This is a genomic window from Maricaulis parjimensis (assembly GCF_016817355.1).
Lineage (GTDB): Bacteria > Pseudomonadota > Alphaproteobacteria > Caulobacterales > Maricaulaceae > Maricaulis > Maricaulis parjimensis.
On sequence record NZ_JADOTT010000006.1, the window covers coordinates 21,377 to 47,272 of the forward strand.

At 63.5% G+C, this 25,896-nt stretch carries 27 protein-coding genes; 18 read left to right on the forward strand and 9 right to left on the reverse strand.

The genetic code is table 11. The annotated features are described in order from the left end of the window. The first annotated feature begins 64 nt into the window (after window positions 1-64). The 7 genes from I0K07_RS11030 to rpmG all read left to right on the forward strand — a co-directional run bounded on the left by I0K07_RS11030 (window position 65) and on the right by rpmG (window position 8,810). Entirely contained in the window at window positions 65-1,357 is a 1,293-nt protein-coding gene (locus I0K07_RS11030; protein ID WP_203293354.1) for a D-alanyl-D-alanine carboxypeptidase, read from the forward strand. A 140-nt stretch (window positions 1,358-1,497) separates the two neighbouring features. Then, window positions 1,498-4,107 carry a type I DNA topoisomerase gene (topA, locus tag I0K07_RS11035; protein ID WP_203293356.1) on the forward strand — a complete coding sequence of 870 codons (2,610 nt, stop codon included), beginning with the start codon at window positions 1,498-1,500 and terminating at the stop codon, window positions 4,105-4,107. A gap of 5 nt (window positions 4,108-4,112) precedes the next feature. Next, window positions 4,113-6,377, forward strand: a complete 2,265-nt coding sequence (gene rnr / locus I0K07_RS11040) for a ribonuclease R (protein WP_203293358.1) — start codon at window positions 4,113-4,115, stop codon at window positions 6,375-6,377. Continuing rightward, window positions 6,374-7,054, forward strand: coding sequence for an NUDIX hydrolase (locus I0K07_RS11045; RefSeq protein ID WP_203293360.1), 681 nt, complete (start codon window positions 6,374-6,376; stop codon window positions 7,052-7,054). The genes rnr and I0K07_RS11045 overlap by 4 nt, the downstream gene beginning before the upstream one ends. Window position 7,055: 1 nt before the next feature. Next, entirely contained in the window at window positions 7,056-7,328 is a 273-nt protein-coding gene (locus tag I0K07_RS11050) for a hypothetical protein (protein ID WP_203293362.1), read from the forward strand. Window positions 7,329-7,367: 39 nt separating this feature from the next. Beyond that, a complete protein-coding gene (locus tag I0K07_RS11055; RefSeq protein WP_203293364.1) occupies window positions 7,368-8,543 on the forward strand; it encodes an MFS transporter in 1,176 nt (391 codons plus the stop codon). Window positions 8,544-8,642: 99 nt separating this feature from the next. Continuing rightward, window positions 8,643-8,810, forward strand: coding sequence for a 50S ribosomal protein L33 (rpmG, locus tag I0K07_RS11060; protein WP_203293366.1), 168 nt, complete (start codon window positions 8,643-8,645; stop codon window positions 8,808-8,810). Between the two features lie 56 nt (window positions 8,811-8,866). Here the strand turns inward: rpmG and I0K07_RS11065 are convergent, their stop codons facing one another. Together I0K07_RS11065 and I0K07_RS11070 are read right to left on the reverse strand one after the other, a co-directional pair. Next, entirely contained in the window at window positions 8,867-10,231 is a 1,365-nt protein-coding gene (locus tag I0K07_RS11065) for a PleD family two-component system response regulator (RefSeq protein WP_203293368.1), read from the reverse strand. 10 nt (window positions 10,232-10,241) lie between these two features. Beyond that, window positions 10,242-10,607 (reverse strand): response regulator, encoded by a 366-nt coding sequence (locus tag I0K07_RS11070; protein WP_138510557.1) that lies wholly within the window; start codon window positions 10,605-10,607, stop codon window positions 10,242-10,244. Window positions 10,608-10,784: 177 nt separating this feature from the next. Here I0K07_RS11070 and I0K07_RS11075 point away from each other — a divergent pair, with 177 nt between their 5' ends. Together I0K07_RS11075 and I0K07_RS11080 are read left to right on the forward strand one after the other, a co-directional pair. Then, window positions 10,785-11,690, forward strand: a complete 906-nt coding sequence (locus I0K07_RS11075; RefSeq protein WP_338041058.1) for an ROK family protein — start codon at window positions 10,785-10,787, stop codon at window positions 11,688-11,690. Then, window positions 11,687-12,988 carry a DNA polymerase IV gene (locus I0K07_RS11080; RefSeq protein ID WP_203293370.1) on the forward strand — a complete coding sequence of 434 codons (1,302 nt, stop codon included), beginning with the start codon at window positions 11,687-11,689 and terminating at the stop codon, window positions 12,986-12,988. Before I0K07_RS11075 ends, I0K07_RS11080 begins: the two co-directional genes overlap by 4 nt. On the opposite strand, the gene I0K07_RS11085 is transcribed toward I0K07_RS11080, so the two are convergent. Next, complete coding sequence (locus I0K07_RS11085) at window positions 12,979-13,842, reverse strand: alpha/beta hydrolase family protein (RefSeq protein WP_203293372.1); 864 nt, start codon at window positions 13,840-13,842, stop codon at window positions 12,979-12,981. The two genes, I0K07_RS11080 and I0K07_RS11085, sit on opposite strands and share 10 nt — an antisense overlap. A gap of 101 nt (window positions 13,843-13,943) precedes the next feature. On the opposite strand from I0K07_RS11085, the gene I0K07_RS11090 reads away from it, so the two are divergent. After that, entirely contained in the window at window positions 13,944-14,405 is a 462-nt protein-coding gene (locus tag I0K07_RS11090; protein WP_203293374.1) for a RidA family protein, read from the forward strand. A 3-nt stretch (window positions 14,406-14,408) separates the two neighbouring features. On the opposite strand, the gene I0K07_RS11095 is transcribed toward I0K07_RS11090, so the two are convergent. Continuing rightward, window positions 14,409-14,981, reverse strand: a complete 573-nt coding sequence (locus tag I0K07_RS11095; protein WP_203293376.1) for a manganese efflux pump MntP — start codon at window positions 14,979-14,981, stop codon at window positions 14,409-14,411. Window positions 14,982-15,135: 154 nt separating this feature from the next. On the opposite strand from I0K07_RS11095, the gene I0K07_RS11100 reads away from it, so the two are divergent. Continuing rightward, window positions 15,136-15,873, forward strand: coding sequence for a DsbA family protein (locus tag I0K07_RS11100; protein ID WP_238934799.1), 738 nt, complete (start codon window positions 15,136-15,138; stop codon window positions 15,871-15,873). A gap of 68 nt (window positions 15,874-15,941) precedes the next feature. On the opposite strand, the gene I0K07_RS11105 is transcribed toward I0K07_RS11100, so the two are convergent. Then, window positions 15,942-16,307 (reverse strand): VOC family protein, encoded by a 366-nt coding sequence (locus I0K07_RS11105; RefSeq protein WP_203293378.1) that lies wholly within the window; start codon window positions 16,305-16,307, stop codon window positions 15,942-15,944. 126 nt (window positions 16,308-16,433) lie between these two features. Here I0K07_RS11105 and I0K07_RS11110 point away from each other — a divergent pair, with 126 nt between their 5' ends. After that, entirely contained in the window at window positions 16,434-17,222 is a 789-nt protein-coding gene (locus tag I0K07_RS11110) for a potassium channel family protein (protein ID WP_203293380.1), read from the forward strand. 1 nt (window position 17,223) lies between these two features. Here I0K07_RS11110 and I0K07_RS11115 read toward each other — a convergent pair whose 3' ends face one another. Together I0K07_RS11115 and thiS are read right to left on the reverse strand one after the other, a co-directional pair. Continuing rightward, window positions 17,224-18,024, reverse strand: a complete 801-nt coding sequence (locus I0K07_RS11115; RefSeq protein WP_275297525.1) for a thiazole synthase — start codon at window positions 18,022-18,024, stop codon at window positions 17,224-17,226. A 2-nt stretch (window positions 18,025-18,026) separates the two neighbouring features. Next, window positions 18,027-18,227, reverse strand: coding sequence for a sulfur carrier protein ThiS (gene thiS / locus I0K07_RS11120; RefSeq protein ID WP_203293728.1), 201 nt, complete (start codon window positions 18,225-18,227; stop codon window positions 18,027-18,029). 75 nt (window positions 18,228-18,302) lie between these two features. Between thiS and aroQ the strand changes: the two genes are divergently transcribed. The 4 genes from aroQ to aat are packed head-to-tail and all read left to right on the forward strand — an operon-like array spanning window position 18,303 to window position 21,340. Further along, the gene (gene aroQ, locus I0K07_RS11125; RefSeq protein WP_203293382.1) at window positions 18,303-18,737 is read left to right on the forward strand and encodes a type II 3-dehydroquinate dehydratase; all 435 of its coding nucleotides are present in this window, start codon (window positions 18,303-18,305) and stop codon (window positions 18,735-18,737) included. 31 nt (window positions 18,738-18,768) lie between these two features. After that, the gene (gene accB, locus I0K07_RS11130; protein WP_203293384.1) at window positions 18,769-19,257 is read left to right on the forward strand and encodes an acetyl-CoA carboxylase biotin carboxyl carrier protein; all 489 of its coding nucleotides are present in this window, start codon (window positions 18,769-18,771) and stop codon (window positions 19,255-19,257) included. Window positions 19,258-19,286: 29 nt separating this feature from the next. Then, window positions 19,287-20,633, forward strand: coding sequence for an acetyl-CoA carboxylase biotin carboxylase subunit (accC, locus tag I0K07_RS11135; RefSeq protein WP_203293386.1), 1,347 nt, complete (start codon window positions 19,287-19,289; stop codon window positions 20,631-20,633). 26 nt (window positions 20,634-20,659) lie between these two features. Beyond that, window positions 20,660-21,340 (forward strand): leucyl/phenylalanyl-tRNA--protein transferase, encoded by a 681-nt coding sequence (aat, locus tag I0K07_RS11140; RefSeq protein ID WP_203293388.1) that lies wholly within the window; start codon window positions 20,660-20,662, stop codon window positions 21,338-21,340. On the opposite strand, the gene I0K07_RS11145 is transcribed toward aat, so the two are convergent. After that, on the reverse strand, window positions 21,307-21,777 hold the full coding sequence (locus I0K07_RS11145) for a DUF2155 domain-containing protein (protein WP_203293390.1): 471 nt from the start codon (window positions 21,775-21,777) through the stop codon (window positions 21,307-21,309). The two genes, aat and I0K07_RS11145, sit on opposite strands and share 34 nt — an antisense overlap. Before the next feature lie 41 nt (window positions 21,778-21,818). Further along, window positions 21,819-22,229: an NADH:ubiquinone oxidoreductase subunit NDUFA12 gene (locus I0K07_RS11150; protein WP_203293392.1), complete on the reverse strand. Its 411-nt coding sequence runs from the start codon at window positions 22,227-22,229 to the stop codon at window positions 21,819-21,821. A 168-nt stretch (window positions 22,230-22,397) separates the two neighbouring features. Here I0K07_RS11150 and I0K07_RS11155 point away from each other — a divergent pair, with 168 nt between their 5' ends. Next, window positions 22,398-25,337, forward strand: a complete 2,940-nt coding sequence (locus I0K07_RS11155; protein WP_203293394.1) for a TSCPD domain-containing protein — start codon at window positions 22,398-22,400, stop codon at window positions 25,335-25,337. 54 nt (window positions 25,338-25,391) lie between these two features. Next, window positions 25,392-25,880, forward strand: coding sequence for a pentapeptide repeat-containing protein (locus I0K07_RS11160; RefSeq protein ID WP_203293395.1), 489 nt, complete (start codon window positions 25,392-25,394; stop codon window positions 25,878-25,880). Window positions 25,881-25,896 lie beyond the last annotated feature (16 nt).

The window sequence follows — 25,896 nt, forward strand, 5'->3', positions numbered from 1 at the left end:
TTCGCTCATGCCCTATGAGACAGGCTTAACCGGCTGGCAATAAGCGGCTTGGCACACTGCAGCCATGCTTGGCTTTTCGCGTTTCATCCTTGCAGGTTTTCTGGTGCTGGCGACCTGGTGCGTCCCGGCCGCACCCGTGCATGCCGATACGTCTCGCTATGCGGCCTTCGTTGTCGACCAGACAACAGGCGTGGTGATGCATTCCCGCCGGTCCGATGCCAGCCGCTATCCCGCATCCCTGACGAAGATGATGACGCTCTACATGCTGTTTGATGCCCTGGAATCCGGGGAAATCGGCCTGCAGGACCAGATCCGGGTGTCAGCCAACGCCGCCAATGCGGTGCCCTCCCGACTGGGGCTGGAAGCCGGCGACACGATCACCGTGGAAACCGCGATTCGCGCCCTGGTGATCAAGAGCGCCAATGATGTCGCCATTGCCGTGGGTGAACGCCTGGGTGGCGGTGAGAGCCGCTTCGCCACGCTGATGACGGAACGGGCCGGCGAGCTGGGCCTGACCCAGACGGTATTCCGCAACGCCTCCGGCCTGCCCGACCGGCGCCAGACCACGACGGCCCGCGACATGGCCCGCCTCGGCATCGCCTTGCACCGGGATTTCCCGCAATACTTCCACTATTTCGACGAAGAAAGCTTCACCTATAACGGCCGGACCTACCGCAATCACAACTCGCTGGTGGGCCGCGTCGAAGGCGTGGACGGTCTCAAGACCGGCTATATCCGGGCCTCCGGCTTCAATGTCGTGGTCTCGGCCGAGCGTGGTGACCACCGGATCGTGGCCGTTGTGATGGGCGGCCCCAGTGCTGCAGCGCGCGACGCCCATGCCGAGGAACTGCTGGAAGCCGCCTTCGACACGCTGGAACAGCGTGAGGATACCCGCCTGTTCGCCGCCCTCTCCTCGCCGCGTGTCAGCCCGATGCGCCAACAGGAGCTGATCGCCATGGACGTCGCCGCCCTGCACCTGGCCGAGCCGACCGAAATGGGTTCCAGCCAGCCCGCTCCGCCCGTCCGCATCGTCCTAGCCGACGAGGACGAAATGAACCAGCCGCGCCTTTCCGACATGAATACCGAGGTCGAGCATCCCTCCCTGCTGCGCGGCGCCTGGTCTGTCCAGGTGGGCGCCTATAATTCCGCCGACCAGGCACGGGACCAGCTAGACCGGGTCACGACATTCTCCCTCGCGCTCAACGAGGCCCAGCCCGCAGCCCGTTCCGTTGATATCAATGGCAGCCGACTGTGGCGGGCCCGCTTCGAATCGCTGACGGAAGACGAAGCCCGTCAGGCCTGCGAAGACCTGTCCGCCCGCCGCGAAGCCTGCTTCGCCGTCGCACCGGGACGCTGATTTCCGACACTTTCCACGCCTGTCCTGCGCGATGGGCTGGAATCTTCTGGTCGGTTGACACAACCTTGCCCCTCGAACACTTTCGCGCGCCTTGGCTGCCGCCCGGCGGCCCCTAACCTCATGTCTGGACGCAATTGCCGATGAATGTCGTCGTCGTAGAATCCCCGGCCAAGGCCAAGACCATCAACAAATATCTCGGGTCGGATTACACGGTTCTGGCAAGTTTCGGACATGTGCGCGACCTGCCGCCCAAGGACGGATCGGTCAAGCCGGACGAGGATTTCGCCATGGCATGGGAGGTCGACACGGCCTCCACGAAACGGGTGAAAGCCATCGCCGATGCGGTCAAGGAGAGCGACCGGCTCATCCTCGCGACTGACCCGGATCGCGAAGGTGAAGCGATTTCCTGGCACTTGCTGGAAGCGCTGACCAAGCGCCGCGTGCTCAAGGATGTCGTGATCGAACGTGTCGCCTTCAACGCGATCACCAAACAGGCCGTGCAGGAAGCCATGCGACATCCGCGGGCCGTCGACATGGAATTGGTGAATGCCTACCTGGCCCGACGCGCGCTGGATTATCTGGTGGGCTTCACCCTGTCCCCGGTCCTGTGGCGCAAGCTTCCCGGGTCGCGCTCCGCCGGCCGCGTGCAATCGGTCGCGCTGCGCCTGATCTGCGACCGGGAACTGGAAATCGAGAAATTCCGGGCCGAGGAATACTGGACCGTCGATGCCGATATCACGGCCGGCTCCGATCCGTTCCGCGCCAAACTGGTCACCCTGGATGGCAAGAAGCTGCAGAAGCTCTCCATCAAGGACCGCGCCATGGCCAATGCCGCGGTCGAGGCGATCAAGTCGGCGGATCTGTCGATTGCCTCGGTCGAGGCCAAGCCGGCCAAGCGCAATCCGCCGCCGCCCTTCACCACCTCGACCCTGCAGCAGGAAGCGGCCCGCAAGCTCGGCTTCTCCGCCACCCGCACCATGCAGACGGCGCAGAAACTCTATGAGGGCGTCAATATCGGCGGTGAGACGACCGGTCTGATCACCTATATGCGGACCGACGGCGTCTCCATGGTGCCCGAAGCGATCAGCCAGGCCCGCGATGTGATCGGCAAGGAGCATGGCTCGCTCTATGTGCCTGCCAGCCCCCGCATGTACTCCACCAAGGCCAAGAACGCCCAGGAGGCCCACGAGGCCATCCGCCCGACCTCCTTCTCGCGCCTGCCGGAAACGCTAAGCCTGGATGAGGACATGGCGCGCCTCTACCAGCTGATCTGGCGCCGTGCCGTGGCCAGCCAGATGGAAAGCGCCCGCTTCGAGCGCACAACGATCGAAATTGCCTCGTCCGACCAGAAGACCGGCCTGCGTGCCACCGGATCGGTCCTGCAGTTCGACGGCTTCCTGACCCTCTACCAGGAAGGCCGCGATGATGAGGAAGATGAAGGCGAGACCCGCCTGCCCAAGGTGACGCAGGGCGTGTCGGCCGAAGCCGGCAAGACCTATGCGGACCAGCACTTCACCCAGCCGCCCCCGCGCTTCACCGAAGCCTCGCTGGTCAAGCGGATGGAAGAGCTGGGCATTGGCCGCCCGTCGACCTACGCCTCCACCCTGCAGGTCCTGCGGGATCGCGACTATGTGCAGATGGAGAAGAACCGTTTCCATCCGCTCGACAAGGGCCGTGTGGTCACGGCTTTCCTGGAGAATTTCTTTGCCCGCTATGTGGAGTATGACTTCACGGCCGGGCTGGAGACCCAGCTCGACAAGGTGTCCGCCGGTGAGCTGGACTGGAAACAGCTTCTGCGTGATTTCTGGACCGAATTCCGTGCGGCCGTCGACGAGATCGGCGATCTGCGGATCGGTGAGGTCCTCGACGCGCTGAACGAGGCCCTGGCCCCGCACATCTTCCCGGAAAAGGAAGACGGCACGGATCCGCGCCTCTGCCCGTCCTGTGGCGAAGGCACGCTCTCCCTGCGTCTGGGCAAGTTCGGCGCTTTCCTGGGCTGCTCCAACTATCCGGACTGCAAATTCACCCGCCAGATGGGCGAACAGGATGCCGAACCGAAGATCGAGGGCGATGGCCAGGTGGCCATCCACCCGGAAACCGGCAAGCCGATCGTGCTCAAGGATGGCCGTTTCGGTATCTATCTGGAGATGGAGCTGGAGGGCGAAGACAAGCCCAAGCGCGCCTCGATCCCCAAGGGCTGGGACGCCAAGGAGCTGACCGAGGCCCAGGCGATCCAGCTGATCGACCTGCCGCGCCTGGTCGGCGAACACCCCGATGACGGCCAGCCCATCACGGCAAATATCGGCCGCTATGGTCCCTATGTTCATCACGAAAAGACCTATGCGAACCTGCCGACAGTCGAGGAAGTCTTCGAGATCGGCCTGAACCGCGCCGTTTCGGTGATTGCCGACAAGCGCGCCAATGGCGGCCGCCGCGGCTCCACGGCAACCGCGCTCAAAGAGCTAGGCGAGCATGACGGCAAGCCCGTGCGCATCATGTCGGGCCGCTATGGGCCCTATGTGAAGTATGAGAAGGTCAATGCCACCCTGCCCAAGGGCACGGATCCGGAAAGCGTGACGCTGGAACAGGCCATGGAATGGGTCGAGGCCAAGGCGGCCAAGGGCGGCAAGAAGAAGGCGCCGGCCAAGAAAAAGGCCCCCGCCAAAAAGAAGACCGCCGCGAAAAAGACAACCGCCAAGAAGACGACTGCCAAAAAGCCCGCCGCGAGCAAGAAGGCGGAGACGGAGTAGCCAGGATGGCCGGCGAACCGACATCAGACGCCGGCTCCCTGCGCGAGGCGGTCATAGAGGCTATCAAGCTGGGCGAAGGCCAGTTCGGCAAACGCGAGATTGCGCGCGCCCTCAAGCTCAAGGGGACAGAAGCGAAATGGGCGTTGAAAGACGCCCTCTCCGCCCTCGAGACCGAGGGCGCGATCACCCGAAATAGCGACAAGTCCTACACTCTGGCCGGCACCCTGCCCGCCGTTACCGTCGTCGAGATCACCGACCGGGACACGGATGGCGAATTGCTGGCGACGCCTGTGCGCGCTGACCGCGCGGCGCCGCGCATCCGGCTGGCGCCCGGCGAAGGAGCCGGCGGCAAGGGCGAGACCGCCCTGGGTATTGGCGACAAGGCGCTGGTCCGCCTCTCACCCGACGAAGAAGGCGGGTACGAGGCCCGGCTGATCAAACGTCTGGGCCAAAGCGCCCACAAGATTCTCTGCGTCCTGCGCAAACCGGCTTCCGGACCGATGCGCCTGGTGCCCGTTGACCGGCGCTCGCGCCATGAAATGGTCCCGGCCCGCGGTGAAGCCGACAAGGCCGAGGATGGCGATCTCGTCCTCTGCCAGATCGCCCGCGAACGCCGCCACGGCCTCAAGACGGCCGAGATCGTCGAAGTGATCGGCGATGTGTCCGGCCCCGGTGCCGGCAGCCTGATCGCACTCTATTCGCACGGCGTGCCGCAGGGTTTCTCGGAAACCGAACAGCGCGAGGCGGATACGGTCAAACCCGCCAAGATGAAGGACCGCGAGGACCTTCGTGGACTGCCCCTGATCACGATCGACCCGGACGACGCCAAGGACCATGATGATGCTGTCTGGGCGGCACCGGACGACAATCCGAAGAATGAAGGTGGCTGGCAGGTCATCGTCGCGATCGCCGATGTGGCCGCCTATGTGACGCCGGGCAGCGCACTGGACCGTGGGGCCTTCAAGCGCGGCAATTCGGTCTATCTGCCCGACCGGGTCGTGCCGATGCTGCCGGAACGCCTGTCCAATGATCTATGCTCCCTGCGTGAGCTGGAAGAACGCCCCTGCATGGCCGTGCGCATGGTGTTCGACAGCCAGGGCAATAAAACCTCCCACCGCTTCCTGCGCGGCTGGATGAAGTCGGCGGCGAAACTCTCCTACACCCAGGCCCAGACAGCGATTGATGGGGGCGATGGCGGACCAGCCAATGCCTTGCTGGACGAAGTCCTGAAACCGCTCTGGGGCGCCTATTTCGCGGTACGCGAAGCCCGGGCCCGCCGTGAACCGCTGGAAATTGATGCTCCGGAACGCCGCGTGCGGGTCGGTCCGGACGGCAAGGTGATCGGTGTTGAGGTGCGCGAACGTTTCGATGCCCACAAGCTGATCGAAGAATTCATGATCCAGGCGAATGTCTGTGCCGCGGAGACGCTGGAAAAGCACAACACACCGCTGATCTACCGGGTCCACCCACAGCCCTCGAAGGAAAAGATCGAGGGCCTGGCCGCCTATCTGCCCACTGTCGGCCTGAAATGGACACGGGGCGAACGCCTTCAGACGGGACGCTTCAACCAGCTGCTCAAGCAAGCCAAAGCGTCCGAGCATTATGAGACGATCAATGAGGTCGTCCTGCGCAGCCAGTCCCAGGCCGTCTATGACACGGATAATCAGGGCCATTTCGGCCTTAATCTGGACCGTTATGCCCACTTCACCTCACCGATCCGCCGGTATGCCGACCTGACCGTTCACCGTGCCCTGATCCGGGCTCTTAATCTGGGCTCCGACGGGCAGTCCGATGAAGAGCGCTCCAAGCTGGAGGTGATTTCCGAGGAGATCACCCATGCCGAGCGGCGTGCCATGGCAGCCGAGCGCGATGCCGTGGACCGCTATATCGCCCTCTACCTCGCCGACAAGGTCGGTACGGAGTTCGGTGGCCGCATTACCGGCGTGACACGCTTTGGCCTGTTCGTGCGCCTGAACGAGACCGGCGCGGACGGTCTGGTGCCGATCAGCACGCTGGGCCAGGAACGCTTCGAACATGTCGAGGCCGAACACGCGCTGGTCGGTCTGGAAACCGGTACGCGCTTCCGTCTGGGCCTGTCTGTCACGGTCCGCGTGGAGGAAGCCCAGCCCATTACAGGCGGCCTCCTGCTGGACATCCTGACGCCCGGCGAAAAAGGCCCGAAACCGAAATCCCGCTTCCGCCATGGCGGACCGCCGGGTGGCCGCCGCTCCGGCAAGCCCTGGAAGGGCAAGAAGGGGCGCCGCCGATGAGTGATGAAACGCGCAGCCGCGATGTCAAACCCATGCGCCCCAAACTGGCGGCCTCGCTGATCCTGACCCGCCCTGTGGCCGACACGGTGGAAGTCCTGATGGGGCGCCGCTCGTCCAAGCATGTCTTCATGCCGAACAAATATGTCTTCCCGGGCGGCCGGGTGGACCGGGCTGACCTGACAGCGCCCTATGCCCGTGATCTGGACCCACGAGTGCTGGACATCATGTCCCGCACCCTCCCCGCTCAGCGCGCCCGAGCCGCGGCCGCAGCGGCCGTGCGCGAAACCGCCGAGGAAACCGGTCTGCTGATTGCCCGGGAGGGCGAAGTGCGCTCGCGCCATGCCAATTGGTCGCCCTTCCGCAAGCACAGGGCGGCACCGGATCTGGGCGGGCTGAAACTCATCACCCGTGCCATAACCCCGCCGGGACGGACGCGCCGCTTCGATACCTGGTTCTTCACCGCCGATGCCGGTGTCCTGTTCGACGACCGCCCGCCCTCACCCAGCCCCGAACTGGAAGACGTGCAATGGGTGCCGCTCGCCGAGACCCGCGATCTGGACCTGCCCTTCGTGACGCATTTCGTGCTCGATGAGCTGGGCCGTGTCCTGCCGCCCGCCCCGGAAACGCCGCGCTGCATGCGTGCCCGTCATGGCAAGATGGTATTGGAGGCGCTTTGACATGGCGCAGCCCCATCTCCTCGCCCGCCTGATCCGCAACCATCCCGCCCTGGCGCTGGGCCTGCCCTGGGGGCTGATCATGATCATTGTCATGACGGTGTTCAGCGTGCTTCAGGGCCAGGCCTTCCTCCCGACACTTGTGCTTCACGTGCCGCTCTACGGTCTGGGGGGATTGGCTTTCGGCTTCGCGATGAAATGGCTTGCCCTGCGCCAGATGCGCCGGCAGGCCGAAACGGCGCCGAACACAGACGAAACCCACCCGCCTGCCGCCTGAGCGAGACGGCGCAGAAAAGCGGGGCTATAGCTCGCTGCCATGTTCGCCCTGCTGACCGATATCCGTTATGGCCAGACCCGCGCGCTTGTCGCCGCGATCTGCTGTGCCGCCGTGTGCGGGATCGTGTTCGGCCTGTCGATGCCACTGATCTCATTGCGGCTGGAATACATGACAGGGTCGGGGCTGGTCGTGGGCCTGAACGGTGCCGCGGCAGCGCTTTCCACTCTGGTCATGGCGCCGGTCATGCCGCGCATCATGCGCTTGGCCAAGCCGCGCTATCTGCTGAGCCTGGGCCTGGCCTGTGCCGCCGCCCTCTTCCTGCTTTTCCCGGTCTTCGTGAGCGTGGAAGCCTGGTTCGTCCTGCGCTTTATCGTCGGCTGCCTGATGACCCTGGTCTTCGTGATCTCGGAGAGCTGGATCAACCAAGTCGTCTCGCCGCACAGACGGGCACTGATGCTGGGCATTTACGGCACGGCCCTCGCCGGCGGGTTCGGCGTCGGCGGGCTGTTGTTCGCGGCACTCGACCCCATGGCGGACACGGCCTTCTGGCTGGGCGCGCTGATCTTCCTGGCCGGCATTCTCCCTGTGACCCTGCTGAAGGGGCCCCAGGCAGTACCGCCGGACGAGGAAGGCTCTTCCATCAAAGCCATCCTCAAGGCCGCAGGTTCGGCCCCTGCGGCGATTCTCGCGGGCCTGGCCTTCGGGGCCCTTGAAACCCTCGCCTTCTCGCTCCTGCCCGTCTATGGCGACCGGATCGGGCTGGAGCACGCCCTGATCGGTGCGCTCATGGTGGCAGCCGCCCTGGGCGGACTGTCCTTCCAGATCCCGCTGGGTTGGATCGCCGACAAGACGAACCGGCGCGCCACCCTGTTCTGGATCGCGGCCTTCACCACCCTGTCTCCCCTTGCGATGGGGCTAAGCAGTGGAAACCTCGCACTCTTGCTCATGCTTGTTTTCCTGCAGGCCGGCATGGCCAGCGGCATGTATTCGGTCGGCCTTTCACTGCTGGGTGAGCGCTTCTCCGGCGGCGCCATCGCGCCGGCCAATGCGGCCTTCATCTTTGCCTATGGACTGGGCAGTTTCGCAGGCCCGCCCATAGCCGGTGGCGCCATGGACATGATGGGTCCCTGGGGCCTGCTCGTGACGCTTGCGGCGATCTCCGGCAGCTATGTCCTGATCGTGGGTCTGCGGAGCCTGACACGGCAGGCTGACTGACCGCTGTCAGGAGTTGACTTCGTACCCTGCATGCGTATGTTCGCGCGCTCCCGCGACGGCACAGGGCCGTGTGCGCACCAAGTTTTATGGACCAGAGCCATGGCGAAGCCGACAACCATCAAGATCCGCCTGAACTCCACGGCTGATACGGGTTACTTCTACGTGACCAAGAAGAATGCGCGTACGATGACCGAGAAGCTCGTGCTGAAGAAGTACGACCCGATCGCGCGCAAGCACGTCGAATTCAAGGAAGCCAAAATCAAGTAGGTCGATGGCGCGATTTATCGCGCTTCACTGAACGGTTTCAGGCAATAAGCCTTCAGTCAGGCCGCGGATGCTACCGCGGCCTGAACTTGATTCCGGCCATCATGTTTCGCGGCATACAAGGCCGTGTCCGCGCGGCGCAGCAGGCTCTCGAAGCTCTCGCCGATCTGGGCCTGGGCCAGACCGATACTCACCGTCACGGCGATGTCGGTGCCGTCTTCCAGCACAAAAGCCTCGTCCGCCACGCCGGCCCGCAGCCGCTCGGCGGCGATCTGGGCCTCGGCCATGCCGGCACCCGGCATCACGACCAGGAATTCCTCACCGCCATAACGCGCCGCCAGATCGAGGGCGCGCAGCGCGCTCTGCATGCGTTTGGCAAACCCCTGCAGGACATGGTCCCCGGCCTCATGGCCATAGAGGTCATTGATCGATTTGAAATGGTCGATATCCGCGATCATCACGGAAACCGGCGCACCGCCATTATTGGCCCCGGCCAGCGCCTGGCGCAGGCGTGAGGAGATATAGCGGCGGTTATGCAGGCCGGTCAGCGGATCGGTGACAGCCATTTCCAGACTGTGGTCGAGGGAAGCGCGCAAACGGTCCGCATAGCTCTTGCGGCGCAGCTGGGTGCGCGCCCGGGCATTCAACTCACCCGCATCGACCGGACGGTGAATGATGTCATTCACGCCGAGATCGAGGGCCCGGACAGCCTTGGGCACATCATCCGTGCTGACCACGGCCAGAATCGGTAATTGGCGCGTCTCGGCATCCGAACGGATGCGCGCGCACAGGCGAAGCCCGTCATAATCGGGCGATGTCAGATCGACGATGAGCAGGTCCGCACCGGCCCGGGCGGCGGCAACAGCCTGCGCCGGGTCCGTGAAACAGCTGGCCGCCACGCCCGCCGGCAGAGCCGACTCATAGCGCTTGGAAGCACGCGGATCTGCAGACACGATGATGGCGTGATGCCCTTCGGTCTGCTCCTCGACGATGTCCGCATCCACCTCTGAAAAGGCGGCACTGGATTCGCGGTGGCGCAGTTCGTCCAGCAGGGTTTTCAGACGCAGAAGGCTGCGCACCCGGGCGAACAGGGCAACATCATCAATCGGCTTGGTCAGGAAATCATCCGCGCCGGACTCCAGGCCGCGGATCCGGTCTTCGCGCTGGTCGAGTGCGGTGACCATGACAACCGGGATGTGGCGGGTATGACGATCAGCCTTCAGCTTGGCACAGGTCTCATACCCGTCCATGCGTGGCATCATCACATCGAGAAGAATCAGGTCCGGCTGTTGCGAGCGGGCGACTTCGATCGCCTCGAAACCATCGCTGGCCGTGCAGACATCGAAATACTCAGCCTGGAGCCGCGCCTCGAGAAGGCGCACATTCGCAGCCTGATCATCGACAACAAGGATACGCGCACTCACCAGAAACTCCCTAATCCAGGAACTGGCGAACGGTCTCGATGAAGGTGGTCACGGTAATCGGTTTGGACAGGTAGGCTTCACAGCCTCCTTCCCGAATCCGTTCCTCATCCCCTTTCATCGCGAACGCCGTCACGGCGACAACAGGAATGGCCGACAGGGATTCGTCGTCCTTGAGCCACTTGGTGACTTCAAGGCCGGAGACTTCCGGCAACTGGATGTCCATGAGAATCAGGTCGGGTGTATGTTCACGGGCGAGTTCGAGCGCCTTGAAGCCATCCTTCGTCTGCAAGGTCTCATAGCCATGAGCTTCAAGCAGATCGTTGAAGAGCTTCATGTTGAGCTCGTTATCCTCGACGATCAGAACCTTTTTCGGCATGACCTGCAGCATGTCGGCGACGCGCTTCCCGTGTAATGCACGCTTTTTACGTGCGTGTTTGACCCCGCCTGCATCAAACCCGATCTTCCTTAACCAACCATGAGTCACCGAGCACTTTTCGGGCTCACAGGAACAAGATAAGAACAAAATCGTTCAATTAAAGGCCTGGAGAATAGCGTGACGGGAAACGCCAACCGGATTGGGATTGATTTGGGCGGAACCAAGATTGAGGCCGTCCTGATGGCCCCGGACGGCGCCATTCTCGCCCGTGAGCGGATCGCTACGCCTCCAGATTATGCCGCCAGCCTCGACGCCATTGCAGCCCTAGTGGGACGCATCGAGGATGGCGGATTGCCTTGCCGCACGGGCCTAGGCCACCCCGGCTCTCTTAATCCTGAGACCGGGCTCATGCGCAATGCCAACTCCACCTGGCTCAATGGAAAGCCTCTCAAGCGCGATCTGTCTGCACGTCTGGGGCGGGATGTACGCACCGCCAATGATGCCGATTGTTTCGCCCTTTCAGAAGCCAGAGACGGAGCCGGAACAGGCGCAGACAGCGTGTTCGGGGTGATTCTGGGAACCGGCGTTGGCGGCGGGCTGGTCTTTGACGGAGCCCTTCACGCCGGGGCCGGACAGAAGGCGGGGGAATGGGGACATAATCCCCTGCCCTGGCTCCAGGCCGACGAGTATCCAGGCATCCCATGCTGGTGTGGCAAGTCCGGCTGCCTGGAAACCTGGCTCTCCGGCCCGGGCCTGTCGCGCTGGCATGCGGCCGAAACCGGTGAGGTGCGCGATGCCGCCGACATCCTGTCGGCGCAGGATGGTCCGGCAAAGGCCAGCCGAGCCCGCTATGTCAGCCGGATGGCACGCGGTCTCGCCCACGTCATCAATCTCGTCGACCCTGATGTCGTCGTGCTGGGCGGGGGCGTTTCCAATGCGCCCGGCCTGGCGGAGGACGCGGAAGCCGCCCTGCCTGCACTCGTCTTCGCCGACGGGATCGCTACGCCTGTTCTCAAGAACCTTCATGGCGACAGTTCCGGCGTGCGTGGTGCCGCCTGGCTCTGGCCACCGGAGTGTGAATGACCGGCCAGCCAAGTGATCCGGGTTATTGCCGCGCCTGCCTGGAACCCCTGGCCGGCGGCGAGCCGGCCTGTCCGGCCTGCGGCTCGCACAAACTCCTGCGCCATGCCGAGATCAACACGCTCTCCATCGCCCATATCGATTGCGACGCCTTTTTCGCTGCGATCGAGAAACGCGACAATCCGGCCCTGGAAGACAAGCCGGTCATCATAGGAGGCGGTCAGCGCGGCGTTGTGTCGACCTGCTGCTACATCGCGCGCCTCTACGGCGTGCATTCCGCCATGCCGATGTTCCAGGCGCTGAAGGCCTGTCCGGACGCCGTGGTGATCAAGCGGGAGCATGGCAAATACACAAGGGAAGGCTATCGGATCCGGGAGATGATGAGCGATATCACTCCGCTGGTGGAACCGCTCTCCATCGACGAGGCCTTCCTGGACCTGACCGGCACCAGCCGGCTGCATCACGCGCCACCGGCCCTGACCCTGTTGCGCCTGCAGCGCGCCATTCGGGAGGAGGTCGGGATCACGGTTTCGGTCGGCCTGTCCTTCAACAAATTCCTCGCCAAGACGGCCTCCGACCTGGACAAGCCGCATGGTTTCGCCGTGATCGGCGAAGCGGAGGCGCAGGACTTCCTCGCCAAACGGCCGGTCCGGGCGATCTATGGCGTCGGACCGGCGTTTGCGGCCAAGCTGGAACGCGACGGCATCCGCACGCTGGCCGATATCCGCCGCCAGGGCGACAAGGCCATGGCCCAGCGCTATGGCGATATGGGCTACCACCTCTCCCGCCTCTCGCGCGGCGAGGATACGCGCAAGGTCTCGCCAGTGCGCGAGCGCAAGAGCGTGTCCAGTGAGACGACCTTTAACGCGGACCATGATGATGGCGATGTGCTGAAGAAACAGCTCTGGCGCCTGTGCGTGAAGGTCTCCGACCAGATGAAGGCGAAGGGGATTTCCGGATCCGTGGTGACGCTGAAACTCAAGACGTCGGACTTCAAGTCTCGCACGAGACGACGCACGCTGAATGAACCGAGCCAGCTGGCCGACACGCTCTTCCGGGTCGGGCGTGAATTACTGGCCAAGGAAGTCGACGGCACGCGCTACCGGCTGATCGGGATCGGTTTCTCGGACCTGCGGGACGCTGTGGGGGATGCCGGTGATCTGCTCGACCCCAATGCTATCCGCCGGGCCACCGCAGAGCGCGCGATGGACAAGGCGCGTGAGAAATTCGGCGGCGATGCCGTGGTGAAAGGCATTGGTTTCCGCTCAAAGCCGAAGCGCGAGCCGGGTGATCAGAGATAAGTCTCGAACCACTCAAAGGGCAGCGGCCAGAAGCCGGCCGCCTCGCGGCTGAAAGCGCCGGCATGATCGACCTTGCGAGCGCCGACATCCTGGGGTGACAGGCGGACGATTTCCGGATTGGCGGCACTGTAGAGGCTCATCATTTCCCGCGCGGAGCGCTCGGACGCCAATTGATCATCGGTGAAGGTATAGTTCCGGATCGGCGTGGTGAGCGTATCGAAACGCGACCCTTCGATCTCACCGAGGAGATCCCCGAAATAGCGTTTCCGGAAGGCCCAGTTGCGCCATTGCTGAAAGACCGGCTTGGGCAAGGCCGTGCCGCCCCACAAACCACCCTCGGCGATATGCCCTTTCAGGGCCAGGTTGAGGGGGCCGATGCCGAGCCAGAACAGCAAGGCGCGCGGGATATAGGCCGGGTCGTGGGAGCCCCAATATCCAGATCCGCAACAGACAAAGGCATGGGCCCGCGCACGGTCGGCATTGTCGGCAAACCCGACCAGATGACCGCCGACCGAATGCCCCAGCGTGAAGACAGGCTTGCCCGGCGCCAGGTCTGCCGCGCGGTCGAGTGCCGCGGGAAAATCCAGTCGCGCCCAGTCGAGAATATCAGCCTGGAAGCCTCTCAACCTGTCGGGCGCCGAGCCGGCCACGCCGCGATAATCATAGATCAGGCAAGCAAAACCCTGCTCCGCGCCTTGTGCGGCGATCTTGCGGTAGAAGCCCTTGGGAAAGCCGGTGCCCGAGGAAATCAGTACAGCCGCTTTGGGATTGTCAGGCGCAAGAATCCGGCCGGACAGGGAATACCCGTCGCGCGCGTCAAACCGGATCTCGTTTTCCTGGATCAATTGGGTCATTCACGTACTCTGCCCGATGACGTGCGCGTCAAGTCAAGAAGGCGGATTGCATGAGGTCCATACGCGGCTAAGTTTCGCTCCAACGCAGCGAGGAGATTCCCATGTCCGCGATCGAAACCCGCCTGTCCGAACTGGGCATCACCCTGCCCGAACCGGTCGCCCCCGTGGCCAATTACGTGCCTTTCGTCCAGACCGGCAGCCAGGTCTTTATTTCCGGTCAGGTCTCCATCGCCCCGGACGGGCTGGTGAAGGGCACGCTGGGCAGTGACATGGATGTGGCAGCCGGCCAGGCCGCAGCGCGTCTGTGCGGCATCAATCTGATCGCCCAGCTGAAGGCCGCCTGCGGTGGCGATCTGTCCCGCCTGAAACGCGTGGTGAAGCTCGGTGGTTTCGTGGCTGCCGTGCCCGGCTTCACGGATATTCCCCAGGTGATCAATGGCTGTTCGGACCTGATGGTGGATGTCTTCGGCGATGCCGGACGCCACGCCCGCTCGGCCGTGTCCTGCCCGGTCCTGCCGCTCGGTGCCGCGGTTGAAGTGGACGGGATTTTCGAAATCGCCTGACGATCAGCCGGCGGTGACATGGCTGACAAAGATCGAGACACCGATCAGGATCAGCGTGGCGCCGCCGCCAATCTCGGCCCATCCGCCCAGCTTCTCACCCACCTTGGGTCCGATCCGGTAGCCCAGCGAAGCGATCAGGAAGGATGACAGACCGACCATGAGGGCCGTCCAGACGGGACCACCCGAAACTGACAGCGCGACCCCGACCGCCGCGGCATCGATACTCGTCCCCAGCGCCGTGACGGCTGTGCCCGCCAGAGAGCGGTTCGCCGGAGGCGCGTCTTCCGCAGCCTCATCATCGCCCGACAGGCCGTTGCGGATCATCATGCCGCCAATGCCCGCCAGCAGGATCAGGGCGATCCAGTGATCCAGAGCCGTGATCCAGCTGCCGGCCACGCGGGCCAGCAGCCAGCCGGCCAGACACATCAGACCTTCAGACAGGCCGAAGACCGCACCCGTTCTCAACGCTTCCGGTGTGCGCGCACCCGGATGCCCCGCACCGCGCGCCAGAGCCGCGGCGAAGGCATCGGTGGACAGGGACAGGCTGGTGAGGACAAGCAGGACGGGCGACAGCATGATGTTCCCATAGGCGGGCGTTGAGTTCGGGACAAGCCGACGGGTACAGCCTGACGCGGATACACGCGGATTTTACACGCGCACCTCTCGCCGCCACGGACGAGACCGGCTAAGTACGATCTACAACACGAACTTCTCTTGAGGATTTGTCCTGATGATGCGTCTTGCCGGATTGATGATTGCCGCCCTCGCCCTGCTGGGCTGCCAGCAGGCCCAGGCCCAGATGTCCGAGGCCGACCGCGATGAAGTTCGTGAGATTGTCCGCGAATACATTCTGGAAAATCCGGAAATCATCGAAGAGGCGCTGATCGAGCTCCAGCGCCGCGCCCGGGCCCGCGAAATGCAATCCATGTATGACGCAGTGTCTGCCCAGTCCGATGCGATCTTCAATGATCCGCGCGACCCGCGCATCGGCGCCGACGAGCCCGATCTCGTGATCGTGGAATTCATGGATTACAAATGCTCTTACTGCCGCGTCGCCAATGACTGGGTCGAGGATGTCCGCGAGCAATATGGTGACCGTGTCCAGTTCATCTTCAAGGAATACCCGATCCTCGGCGATGACTCGGTCCAGGCCTCCATCGCCGCCCTCGCTGCGCTTCGCCAGGGTGTAGAGGTCTATTCGGCGTTCCACACAGCGATGATCTCCTCCTCCGGCCCGCTGCCGGACGAGCGTATCTTCCAACTGGCCCGCGTATCGGGTGTGGATGTCGAACGCATGCGCGCTGACATGGAAGATCCCGCCCTTCTGGAGCACATCACCCAGAACCGATCCCTGGGCAGTGTACTGGGCGTGACGGGAACGCCCTTCTTCATCGTGGGAGACACGGTGGTGGCGGGTGCCAATGAAATGGCGCTGGATGAAGCTCTGGCCCGCGGCCTGAACAACTAAGCCGACCGGTCCGGAAGCTACGCTCCCATGGACACATTGCCCGCCGGATCGATGACCCATCGATCATTCTAGGCAATCTCCCAGGCATGACCGTCCGGGTCGGCAAAATAGCCGGAATAGCCACCCCAAGGGGCTTGGTGGGCGGCCTTCAACAGGCTGCCGCCGGCTTGCACGGCCTGTTCGAGCAAGGGATCAACCTCATCCCGCTCCCGCACATTATAGGCCAACGCCACCCGGCCTGAGCCGTCATTGTCGCGCATCATGTCCGCGTCAAAGCTTTCCCGGCGGAACAGGCCCAGCACGACGCCATTGAGCTGGAAGAAGACGATCTCGTCATTCTCGAAGGCGGCCTTCCATCCCATGGCTTCATAGAAGGCGCGCGACCGGGCCGGGTCCTGTACGCCCAAGGTGATCAATGAAATGCGCGGGTCCATCGCCTGTCTCCTCTTTGAATCGAAGACTAGAACAAAAGAGGAACACATGTCCACCCAACGCAAGCCCGCATTGCCCCGTCGCGTCTCAGGCGCAAGACTGAGGGCAAGCGGGAATCGGACCCGTCCTTGAAAATCCAAGAGGAATTGGCGGCCGTGCTCGACAAGATCCGCTCACTCTACGAAGCCGACACCCTGACCGCCCAGCGCTTTCGCTATGGCATTCTCGGCTTCGACATTGCCGCGACCTGCTATGTGATCGCGACATCCTTCTTTCCGCGGACACTGGCCATTGAACTGGGCGATCTGCTTCTGGGCCTGGTCATCCTGACCGATTTCATCGCGCGCCTGATGATCGAGAAGAACAAGCGGATGATCTTCATCCGGCCGACCACCTGGGCCGATCTGGTCGCCATTGGGTCCTTCCTGGCACCGATTGCCGGGGAAGGCCTGGGCTTCCTGCGCATCTTGCGGACCCTGCGCCTTTTGCATTCCTATCAATTGCTCAACCGGCTGCGGAAAGATTTCCGCTTTTTCCGGAACCATGAAGAGGAATTGCTGGCCGGGCTGAACCTGCTGATCTTCTTGTTCGTGACGACGGGCCTGATCTACGCCCTGCAATACGCCAGCAATCCGAACATCAACAATTATGCCGACGCCTTCTATTTCACGGTGACCACGCTCACCACGACCGGGTTCGGCGATATCACGCTGGAAGGTACGAGCGGGCGGCTGCTCTCAGTGGCCGTGATGATTGTCGGTGTGACGCTCTTCCTGCGCCTGGCGCAGGTTCTCTTCCGTCCCACCAAGGTCCGCGAGGAGTGCCACAAGTGCGGGCTGATGCTGCACGATGCCGACGCGGTGCACTGCAAGCACTGCGGCGAGACCATCCATATTCACACCGAAGGCTCGACCTAGATCAGATGAGGCCGGAGAGCGGGCTGGACGGGTCGGCATAGCGCTTCTTGGGCATGCGACCGGCCAGATAGGCTTCGCGCCCGGCGATGACCGCGTGCTTCATGGCCGAGGCCATGCGGATCGGGTCCTTGGCTTCGGCAATAGCAGTGTTCATGAGAACGCCGTCGCAGCCCAGCTCCATCGCCACGGCGGCATCGGAGGCCGTGCCGACACCGGCATCGACAATCACCGGGACTTTTGTCTGCTCGATGATGAGACGGATATTGACCGGGTTCTGGATGCCCAGGCCGGAGCCGATCGGGGCGCCCAGTGGCATGATCGCGCAACAGCCGATCTCTTCCAGCTTCTTCGCGTAGACCGGGTCGTCCGAGCAATAGACCATGACGTCGAACCCGTCCTTGATCAGCATCTCGGCAGCGCGCAGCGTTTCCGCCATGTCCGGGTAGAGGTGTTTGGGGTCGGAGAGGACTTCCAGTTTCACCAAATTCCAGCCGCCAGCTTCGCGGGCCAGGCGCAAAGTGCGGACCGCGTCCTCCCCGGTGAAACAGCCTGCTGTATTGGGCAGGAAGGTGTAATCCTCCGGTGAAATGAAATCGACCAGGCGCGGTTCGTCCGGATTGGACAGGTTCACGCGGCGGATCGCCACGGTGATCATGTCGGCCCCGGAGGCTTTCAGCGCCTCGGCATTCTGGGCATAGGTGGCATATTTGCCGGTGCCGATGATGAGGCGGGAATTGAAAGTCCGGCCGGCCACGACCAGCGGCGTATCCTCGACCATCACATTCGGGTTTGCGTCATCCATGCCTATCCACCTCCAACAAAGGCGACGATCTCGATCCGGTCGCCATTTTCCAGTTCCGTCTCGCCATATTGCGAGCGCGGCACAATCTCCAGATTGCGCTCGACGGCGATCTTGCGACCATCCAATCCGAGCACACTGACCAGGTCCGACACACTGCTGCCGGCGGGCAATGACCGGTCTTCCCCATTGACTGTTAGCTGCAGCACGGCTTCGGTGACCTCTTCTGACTCCTGACGTCTGTCACCTCGTAATTCGCCGAAGGGCTGCAAGGCAAGGCCATGACCAAACCCATTCACATCCTCAACGGACCGAATCTCAATCTTCTCGGCACACGGGAACCAGAGGTCTACGGCACAATGACGCTGGCGGATATTGAAACTGCCTGCGTCGAGCGGGCCCGGGATTTGGGCTTCTCCATTGTCTTCCGGCAGTCAAACCATGAGGGCCAGCTGATCGACTGGCTGCATGACGCAAACGTCAACGCCTCTGCAGTTGTTTTCAACCCGGGTGCATTTACGCATACATCGGTCGCTTTGCATGACGCCGTTCGCGCTATAGAACCTCCGGTCATCGAAGTTCACTTGAGTCAGACGGCAGCACGCGAAGACTTCCGGCATCACTCCTACGTCGCCCCTGTCGCCCGGGGAAGCATCACCGGGCTGGGACTGCAGAGCTATCTGCTGGGTATCGAAGCCGCTGCCAAATGTCTCTGATTAAAATCGACGGAACCAAAGGCCTTTCATCATGAGTTCTGATTCTCGTTCCCGTACGCCGATCGATCCCGCCCTCGTCCGTGAACTGGCGGATATCCTGCGCGAAACGGAATTGTCCGAAATCGAAGTCGAGCATGACGATCTGCGCCTGAGGATTGCGCGCCAGCTCACTGCCGCACCGGTCGCCCAGACCGTAGCCGTCCCGGCCACCGCTCCGGTCGCTGCCGCACCGGCGGCTGCAGAAGCCGCGCCGGCTGCCGCTGCCGCAGCCCCGGCTGGCGAAAAGCCGGGCACGGTGAAATCCCCGATGGTCGGCACCGCCTATCTCAAGCCGAACCCGGACAGCGCCAATTTCGTGCGCCCGGGCGATGCCGTGAAGAAGGGTGACACCATCCTGCTGGTTGAAGCGATGAAGACCTTCAACCCGATTACCGCGGAGAAGGATGGTACGGTGACCGATCTCCTGGTTGATGACGGTCAGCCGGTGGAATACGGCGAGCCGCTCTTCGTCCTGTCCTGATCAAGCCAGCCGAGGCGAACGCAGAAGCCATGTTCGACAAGATCCTGATCGCCAATCGCGGCGAGATCGCCCTTCGCGTCCACCGCGCCTGCCGTGAAATGGGTATCCGCACTGTCGCGGTGCATTCGGAAGCCGATGCCAATGCCATGCATGTCCGCCTCGCGGATGAAAGCGTGTGTATCGGCCCGCCGCCCGCCGGCAAATCCTATCTCAATGTGCCCGCCATTATCACGGCTGCCGAAGTGACCGGCGCCCAGGCTGTGCACCCCGGCTATGGCTTCCTGTCGGAAAACGCCCGTTTCGCCGAGATCGTCGAAGCCCATGGCCTCGCCTTCATCGGCCCGACGGCAGACCATATCCGCATGATGGGTGACAAGATCACCGCCAAGAAAGCCGTGATGGATGCCGGCATTCCGGTCGTCCCGGGTTCCGAGGGCGGTGTGGCCACATATGAAGAGGCCAAGCCCATTGCCGCCGAGATCGGTTACCCGGTTCTCATCAAGGCCGCCTCCGGTGGTGGTGGCCGCGGCATGAAGGTCGCCGAGAGTGAGGACAAGCTGAAGGAGGCGATGGAAACGGCCTCGGCCGAAGCCTCTGCCGCTTTTGGCGACGGCACGGTCTATCTGGAAAAATATCTCGGCCAGCCGCGCCATATCGAAATCCAGGTCCTCGCGGACACCCATGGCAATGTCGTGCATCTGGGCGAGCGCGACTGCTCCTTGCAGCGCCGCCACCAGAAACTCCTGGAAGAAGCCCCCTCGCCCGCCCTGAGCGCCGAGGAACGTGCCCAGATCGGCGATGTCGTCTCCAAGGCCATCTCGGCGATCGGATACCGCGGTGTCGGCACGATCGAATTCCTCTGGGAAAACGGTGAATTCTACTTCATCGAAATGAATACCCGCCTGCAGGTGGAGCATCCGGTGACCGAGATGATCACCGGTATCGACCTGGTGCGCGAACAGATCCGTGTTGCTGCCGGCCTGCCGCTGGAGATCACCCAGGACGACATCCAGCTGGAAGGCTGGGCCATTGAATGCCGTATCAATGCGGAGAATCCGAAGACATTCGCGCCCTCGCCGGGCAAGGTCACCGAGTTCCACGCGCCGGGTGGTCTGGGCGTTCGCCTCGATTCCGCCCTCTATGCGGGCTATTCCATTCCGCCTTACTATGACAGCCTGATCGGCAAGCTGATCGTCCATGGCCGGACCCGCCAGGAAACCCTCCTGCGCCTGCGCCGTGCCCTGGAAGAAATGGTTGTCAGCGGTGTGGAAACGACGATCCCGATCTTCCTTGACCTGCTCGAGGAACCGGACTTCGTGAATGGCGACTACCACATTCGCTGGCTCGAGGAGTGGCTGGCCCAGCGCAACGGCTAGCTGGCCACGCGTCACGCGGAGGCTTGATGCGCGGATTTGGTGCCCAGGACCTGATCGACTGCTATGCCCGCGGCGTCTTCCCGATGGCGGAAGGCCGTGACGATCCGCGCATATACCTGTTGGACCCGGACGAGCGGGGCATTCTCCCGCTCGACCATTTCCACATCTCCCGCAGCCTCAAGAAGACGGTCCGGCAGGACCTCTTCCAGGTGTCGATCAATGTCTGTTTCCAGGACGTGGTGCAAGGCTGTGCCGCCCCGGCGCCCGGGCGCGAGGAAACCTGGATCAATTCCGGCATTCTCTCTCTCTACAGCGAACTGCATTCCCTGGGCATCGCCCATTCCGTGGAATGCTGGTCCGGCGGTGATCTGGTGGGCGGGCTGTATGGCGTCGCGCTGGGCGGGGCCTTCTTCGGGGAAAGCATGTTCTCGCGGCGGCGGGATGCGTCAAAAGTGGCTCTGGTCCACCTTGTCGCCCGTCTGAGAGCCGGGAGATTTCTCCTGCTGGACACCCAGTTCACCACCGAGCATCTGGAACGTTTCGGCGCCGAAACGATCTCACGCGCGGACTACCGTCAACGCCTGGACGCCGCGCTGCAAGTGGACGCCGATTTCAGGAAAATTGCCGACGAGATTTCGGGACAGCAAGCGCTCGATCTCGCCCTGTCAGGCGATCAGGACCGGCAGTCCAGCACCCAGACATCATAGACCGGGTGTTCCAGCGGGTTTTGCGCCGGACGGGAAGCAAACATCCAGCCGGAGAAGATCTGCTCACCATCAACATCCACACCAAACCCGTCCGTGCGCCGGTCATGCACTTCCAGGAAGGCATAGGTTTCCGGCGTTTCTTCCGGCGGGCGGCGGCGGCAATAATGCGCCGTGATGGACAGGGCACCGAACTGGGCCGACTCACCAATCGGGATTTCGAAATCCCGGGTCCGCGCCGTCACCTTGTCCAATCCCCGCAGGACCACGACAGTGCCCGGTTCACTTGAGAGCGGGCCCCGATCACTGGCATCCGGATCATCCCGGCGCAGCAAATCAGCAATGGAATCACCCTGATCAGCGTCAGACGTGTCCTGGGCCTGCACGGCCGAAGCCATCAGGCACGCAATGGAAAGGGAAACAAGAAGACGGGTTTTCATGGCGCCCACTCTGCCGTGGGAATGTGACCGTGTCGAGACGCTCACGCCTCGTCGGGGGACCAGGCCTGATAATCGCCGGACGAGGCCTGGCGTTTCTCGGGGACCAGCAGGGAGCCGGTCGGGCGATAGGCATAGACCGTGCCGGTCAGATTGGGATGGTGGTCCTTCTCCCAGGCCTGACGGTGCAGCGGCGCTTCACTCGGCGGCGTGTCGAAGGTGTGGTGCAGCCAGCCATGCCAGTCCGACGGCACGCGCGAGGCATCCGCATAGCCCTTGTAAACCACCCAGCGGCGCTTGCGGCCATCCGGACCGGTATTGCCGCGCTCGGTGAAATAGCGATTGCCGTATTCATCCTCGCCAACCTTCTGGGCACCACGCATGGCCAGGGTCAGGAAGGTCCCCGGGGTGGCGTCTTTCCACCAGACGAAAATCTTGGCGATGAATCCGAACATGGTCATGAGCTCCGAGTCGGGCAGGTCTTTCGGGGCTTTATATGCCTTCGCACGCGCAGCGGTCCAGTGCCGAACGCGGCTCGCGTTGAGTTCGGGTTTCTCGGCCTGCGGCCGGCGCGTTAGACTCGTTCTTCTCCCGAGCGATTCGGGGTGGCTGAGGGCACACGCATGCACGTCGAACAACGCTTTGCAGAATGGCTGGCGAACCAGGGCGAAAACCAGGCTCTGGAGACGCGAGAGCTGGTTGTCGGTGGTGATCCGGACCTGCCCAGTGACACGCGTCGCATCCAGGTGCCAGCCAGCTGGTCCACCCTGGCAGCCGACACACTCTGCCGCCTGCTCGACACGCCCCGCCCCGCTGTCACAAAGCCGAAGTCCGGCGTGAAAGCCTTCGGGGGCCTGACACCTCACATTCCGGCCGACGAGACCCGCCAGCTGGAAAACTCGCTGGATGATGTGACCACACGTCTGGCCGGTTCCCTCGCCTGGTCGGCGGCCCGTCAGGGCGCGTTCGACGCGGATGAGGATGCCGAATCCCTGGCCCGCGAACTAGCGGCCAGCATTCAGGGCCGCTTTGTCACGCCCGATGCCCATCTGATCCGCGAAGGCGGTGTGGACTGGGCCTATGGTGACACACCCGCCCGCGCCGAGACTGCCGATACGCCACTTCAGATCCGCGCCCAGTCCCGGTCCGCGCCGGGCCAGCTGCGCCGCGTGGCTGAAGGTGCGCTGCGCGCCTCCGTGCTGGATGTCGGCGCCCGGGTAACCCGCGAGCGCCTGGAAGCCATTGGCGAAGCCTGCCGCAAATGTTCCGGCGATGAAGCCGAATGTTTCGACCCTCGTCGCAATGCCGCCCTCGCCCGCGCCATGCGCCGGGCGCTCAAGGATGGTGTACCCGAAGAGGCCGTGGAACGTGCGCTCTCCCTGGCCCGGCAGGGTACGGATGATGATGCGCTCTCCGCGCTTGTTCCCGACGCGGCCCCGCAGCGCCCGGCCCTGATGCATGTCCCGCCCGCCTTGATGAAAGCGGTCCAGGAGGATGAGGCCTGGTCCTTCGACGAGGATGGCGGCACGGTCCGTGCCCGCGATTTCCGCACAGGCATTGCCCGCTCGATCTGGAGTTTCGGCACGCCGGGACTGGCCTTCCATGAAGACCCGCCGGCCATCGGCCCGATCATCCACATCAACCTGCCCGCCTTCCTGGATGAGGGCTCGCAATTGCAGCCTGATCTGCTGACGGACGCGATCACCTACTGGTCGACGGTTCTGGTGTTGAGCGCCTCCAAGGGCGCCCAGTCGGCCGGGACGCTGTCGTTGAATGGTCTGGGCGCGGTGCTCATGAGTGCCGGTCTCGCCTATGACAGCGAGGAGGCCCAGCGCTCTGCGGCGGCGATCGGACGTCTCTGCACAATCGCCTTGCGTAATGCCGCCTCGCAAACCGGGGCCAGTGCGCCGGGACTGGGCCCCGAGGTCGATCTGGATGGCCTGCCGGAAGCCTTCGACCTTCTGGTGGATGCGCTGACAGCCGCCGATACGTGCTTCATGCCGAAAGCCGCCCTTGCCCGGCCCGGCATCCAGCTGGCCTGCCTGCTACCGGATGCAGAGATTTCCAGCCTGATGGACGCGGACAGTCTGGGGGCCCTTCCGGTCCCCGGGAGCACGACGACCGACGACACCTATTCCGCAAGCCGCCGGCTGCGCGAATGCGCCCGCCGTGGCCTGGAACAATCCGGTCTGAGCGCTGGCGCCATCGAGGCCGCCGAGGACCATGCCGCCGGCCATGGCACGCTGCGTGGTGCACCGGGCATTTCAATTGAAGGCCTGCGTGAACGCGGTGTTCCCGAGGATGCGCTGGAACGGCTGGATGATTCCATTGGCGAAGGCGCTTCGGTGCGGTTTGCCCTCAATCGCTGGACGCTGGGCGACCGGGTCTGCCGCGCGCTCGGCCTGCCGTCCGATATCGTGGAGACACAGGGGCAATCCCTGTGCACCGCTCTGGGCTATTCCGAAGCGGATATCCGCGCCGCCGATCGTCACGCCCTGGGAACGGCAAACCTCGACGAAGCGCCCGGCCTGACGGCCGCGCAACGCAGTGTGTTTGCCCCGGTCTCGCCCCAGGCCCAGATGCGACTGGCCCAGGCGCTGGAACAACAGATCGAAGGGGCTTGCGCAACATCCCTGTCGCTGGAGGGCGATGTCACCATCGATGATGTCTCTGCCCTCATCGACATGGGTGGAGAACTGGGCCTGCGCCGGCTGGACATGCGCCGCACCGCCTCCGGTCTGTTCGACCTCCTGCCCGCGATTGATTTCGACAAGGGCGATTATGCTGCCGAAGCCCCGGTCCAGGAACGGATCGTGGAACGCACGGTGGAGCGCGTGGTCGAGAAACCGGCCGCCCGCCGAAAGCTGCCGGATCGCCGGAAGGGCTATATCCAGAAAGCCACGGTCGGCGGGCACAAAGTCTATCTCCACACTGGCGAGTTCGATGATGGCGAGCTGGGCGAGATTTTCATCGACATGCACAAGGAAGGCGCCGCCTTCCGCTCCCTGATGAATAATTTCGCGATCGCGATCTCGATCGGCCTGCAATACGGCGTGCCGCTGGAGGAATTCGTCGACGCCTTTGTCTACACGCGCTTCGAACCGGCCGGGCCGGTTGAGGGCAACGACTCCATCCAGCACGCGACCTCCATCCTGGACTATCTCTTCCGGGAGCTCGGCGTGTCCTATCTCGGCCGGGAAGACCTCGCTGAAGTTTCGCCAGACAAGGCAGATCCCGGCGGGATCGGCAAAGGCGTGGAGCAGGAGAAGCTGGCCCAGGAGGCCGCAGCCAAATTCATCTCGCGAGGTTTCTCGCGCGGCCAGGTGCCCGACAACATCCTCATGTTCGCCAATGCGCCCAAAAAAGTCGCCGCCGGCGGCCAGGAAGGTGACGAGACCGGACATTTCGAGCTGGAAGACCATTCCGTCAGCCGCCCCGCCAGCGGGCGGGATATTTCGGCCTATTCCGGCGACCCCTGTCCGGAGTGCGGGCATTTCACCGTGGTGGGTGGCGAGGACGCACCGCGCACCTGTGACGCCTGCGGCTGGCACGACAAGAGCTGATCGCGGCGCGCGGATTGCAAGGTGCTGACTGGTTTTCTCCGGGAGTGCACCACTATGGCACGCTTGTTTCTGGCTCTGGCCCTTCTGATCGCCGCCCCCTCTGCCTCGCTGGCACAGGATGCGTCCCAGATTGCGCGCGTGCAGTCCGGTCAGTCCTGCCCCGGCTGCAATCTCTTCCAGGCGGAACTGGCCTATCGCGACCTGCCGGGCATTGACGTGTCCGGTGCCCGCCTGCGCCAGGCCAATCTCGCCCTGTCGACCATGAATCACGCCCGGTTCGACAATGCGAACCTGTCGATTGCCAACATGTTCGGCGGCCGTTTCACCGGCGCCAGCTTCCGCAATGCCGACCTGACCCGGGCCAATCTGGTGGGCGCCTATCTGGGCAGTGCCGACCTGAGCGGGGCCAATCTCACCGGTGCAACCCTGTCCGGTGCCGAGCTGGAAACCGCACGAGGCCTGACCCAGCGACAGCTCAACACCGCCTGCGGGGATGCATCCACGCGCCTGCCTGCCGGCCTGACGATTCCGCACTGCGACTGACCCGTTCACCGGCCGG

Bases quoted from the DNA above. Each gene is read 5' to 3' on its own strand.
- I0K07_RS11030 (WP_203293354.1), top strand. From the start codon at position 65: ATGCTTGGCTTTTCGCGTTTCATCCTTGCAGGTTTTCTGGTGCTGGCG.
- topA (WP_203293356.1), top strand. From the start codon at position 1,498: ATGAATGTCGTCGTCGTAGAATCCCCGGCCAAGGCCAAGACCATCAAC.
- rnr (WP_203293358.1), top strand. From the start codon at position 4,113: ATGGCCGGCGAACCGACATCAGACGCCGGCTCCCTGCGCGAGGCGGTC.
- I0K07_RS11045 (WP_203293360.1), top strand. From the start codon at position 6,374: ATGAGTGATGAAACGCGCAGCCGCGATGTCAAACCCATGCGCCCCAAA.
- I0K07_RS11050 (WP_203293362.1), top strand. From the start codon at position 7,056: ATGGCGCAGCCCCATCTCCTCGCCCGCCTGATCCGCAACCATCCCGCC.
- I0K07_RS11055 (WP_203293364.1), top strand. From the start codon at position 7,368: ATGTTCGCCCTGCTGACCGATATCCGTTATGGCCAGACCCGCGCGCTT.
- rpmG (WP_203293366.1), top strand. From the start codon at position 8,643: ATGGCGAAGCCGACAACCATCAAGATCCGCCTGAACTCCACGGCTGAT.
- I0K07_RS11070 (WP_138510557.1), bottom strand. From the start codon at position 10,607: ATGCCGAAAAAGGTTCTGATCGTCGAGGATAACGAGCTCAACATGAAG.
- I0K07_RS11080 (WP_203293370.1), top strand. From the start codon at position 11,687: ATGACCGGCCAGCCAAGTGATCCGGGTTATTGCCGCGCCTGCCTGGAA.
- I0K07_RS11085 (WP_203293372.1), bottom strand. From the start codon at position 13,842: ATGACCCAATTGATCCAGGAAAACGAGATCCGGTTTGACGCGCGCGAC.
- I0K07_RS11090 (WP_203293374.1), top strand. From the start codon at position 13,944: ATGTCCGCGATCGAAACCCGCCTGTCCGAACTGGGCATCACCCTGCCC.
- I0K07_RS11095 (WP_203293376.1), bottom strand. From the start codon at position 14,981: ATGCTGTCGCCCGTCCTGCTTGTCCTCACCAGCCTGTCCCTGTCCACC.
- I0K07_RS11100 (WP_238934799.1), top strand. From the start codon at position 15,136: ATGATGCGTCTTGCCGGATTGATGATTGCCGCCCTCGCCCTGCTGGGC.
- I0K07_RS11105 (WP_203293378.1), bottom strand. From the start codon at position 16,307: ATGGACCCGCGCATTTCATTGATCACCTTGGGCGTACAGGACCCGGCC.
- I0K07_RS11115 (WP_275297525.1), bottom strand. From the start codon at position 18,024: ATGGATGACGCAAACCCGAATGTGATGGTCGAGGATACGCCGCTGGTC.
- aroQ (WP_203293382.1), top strand. From the start codon at position 18,303: ATGACCAAACCCATTCACATCCTCAACGGACCGAATCTCAATCTTCTC.
- accB (WP_203293384.1), top strand. From the start codon at position 18,769: ATGAGTTCTGATTCTCGTTCCCGTACGCCGATCGATCCCGCCCTCGTC.
- accC (WP_203293386.1), top strand. From the start codon at position 19,287: ATGTTCGACAAGATCCTGATCGCCAATCGCGGCGAGATCGCCCTTCGC.
- aat (WP_203293388.1), top strand. From the start codon at position 20,660: ATGCGCGGATTTGGTGCCCAGGACCTGATCGACTGCTATGCCCGCGGC.
- I0K07_RS11145 (WP_203293390.1), bottom strand. From the start codon at position 21,777: ATGAAAACCCGTCTTCTTGTTTCCCTTTCCATTGCGTGCCTGATGGCT.
- I0K07_RS11150 (WP_203293392.1), bottom strand. From the start codon at position 22,229: ATGTTCGGATTCATCGCCAAGATTTTCGTCTGGTGGAAAGACGCCACC.
- I0K07_RS11155 (WP_203293394.1), top strand. From the start codon at position 22,398: ATGCACGTCGAACAACGCTTTGCAGAATGGCTGGCGAACCAGGGCGAA.
- I0K07_RS11160 (WP_203293395.1), top strand. From the start codon at position 25,392: ATGGCACGCTTGTTTCTGGCTCTGGCCCTTCTGATCGCCGCCCCCTCT.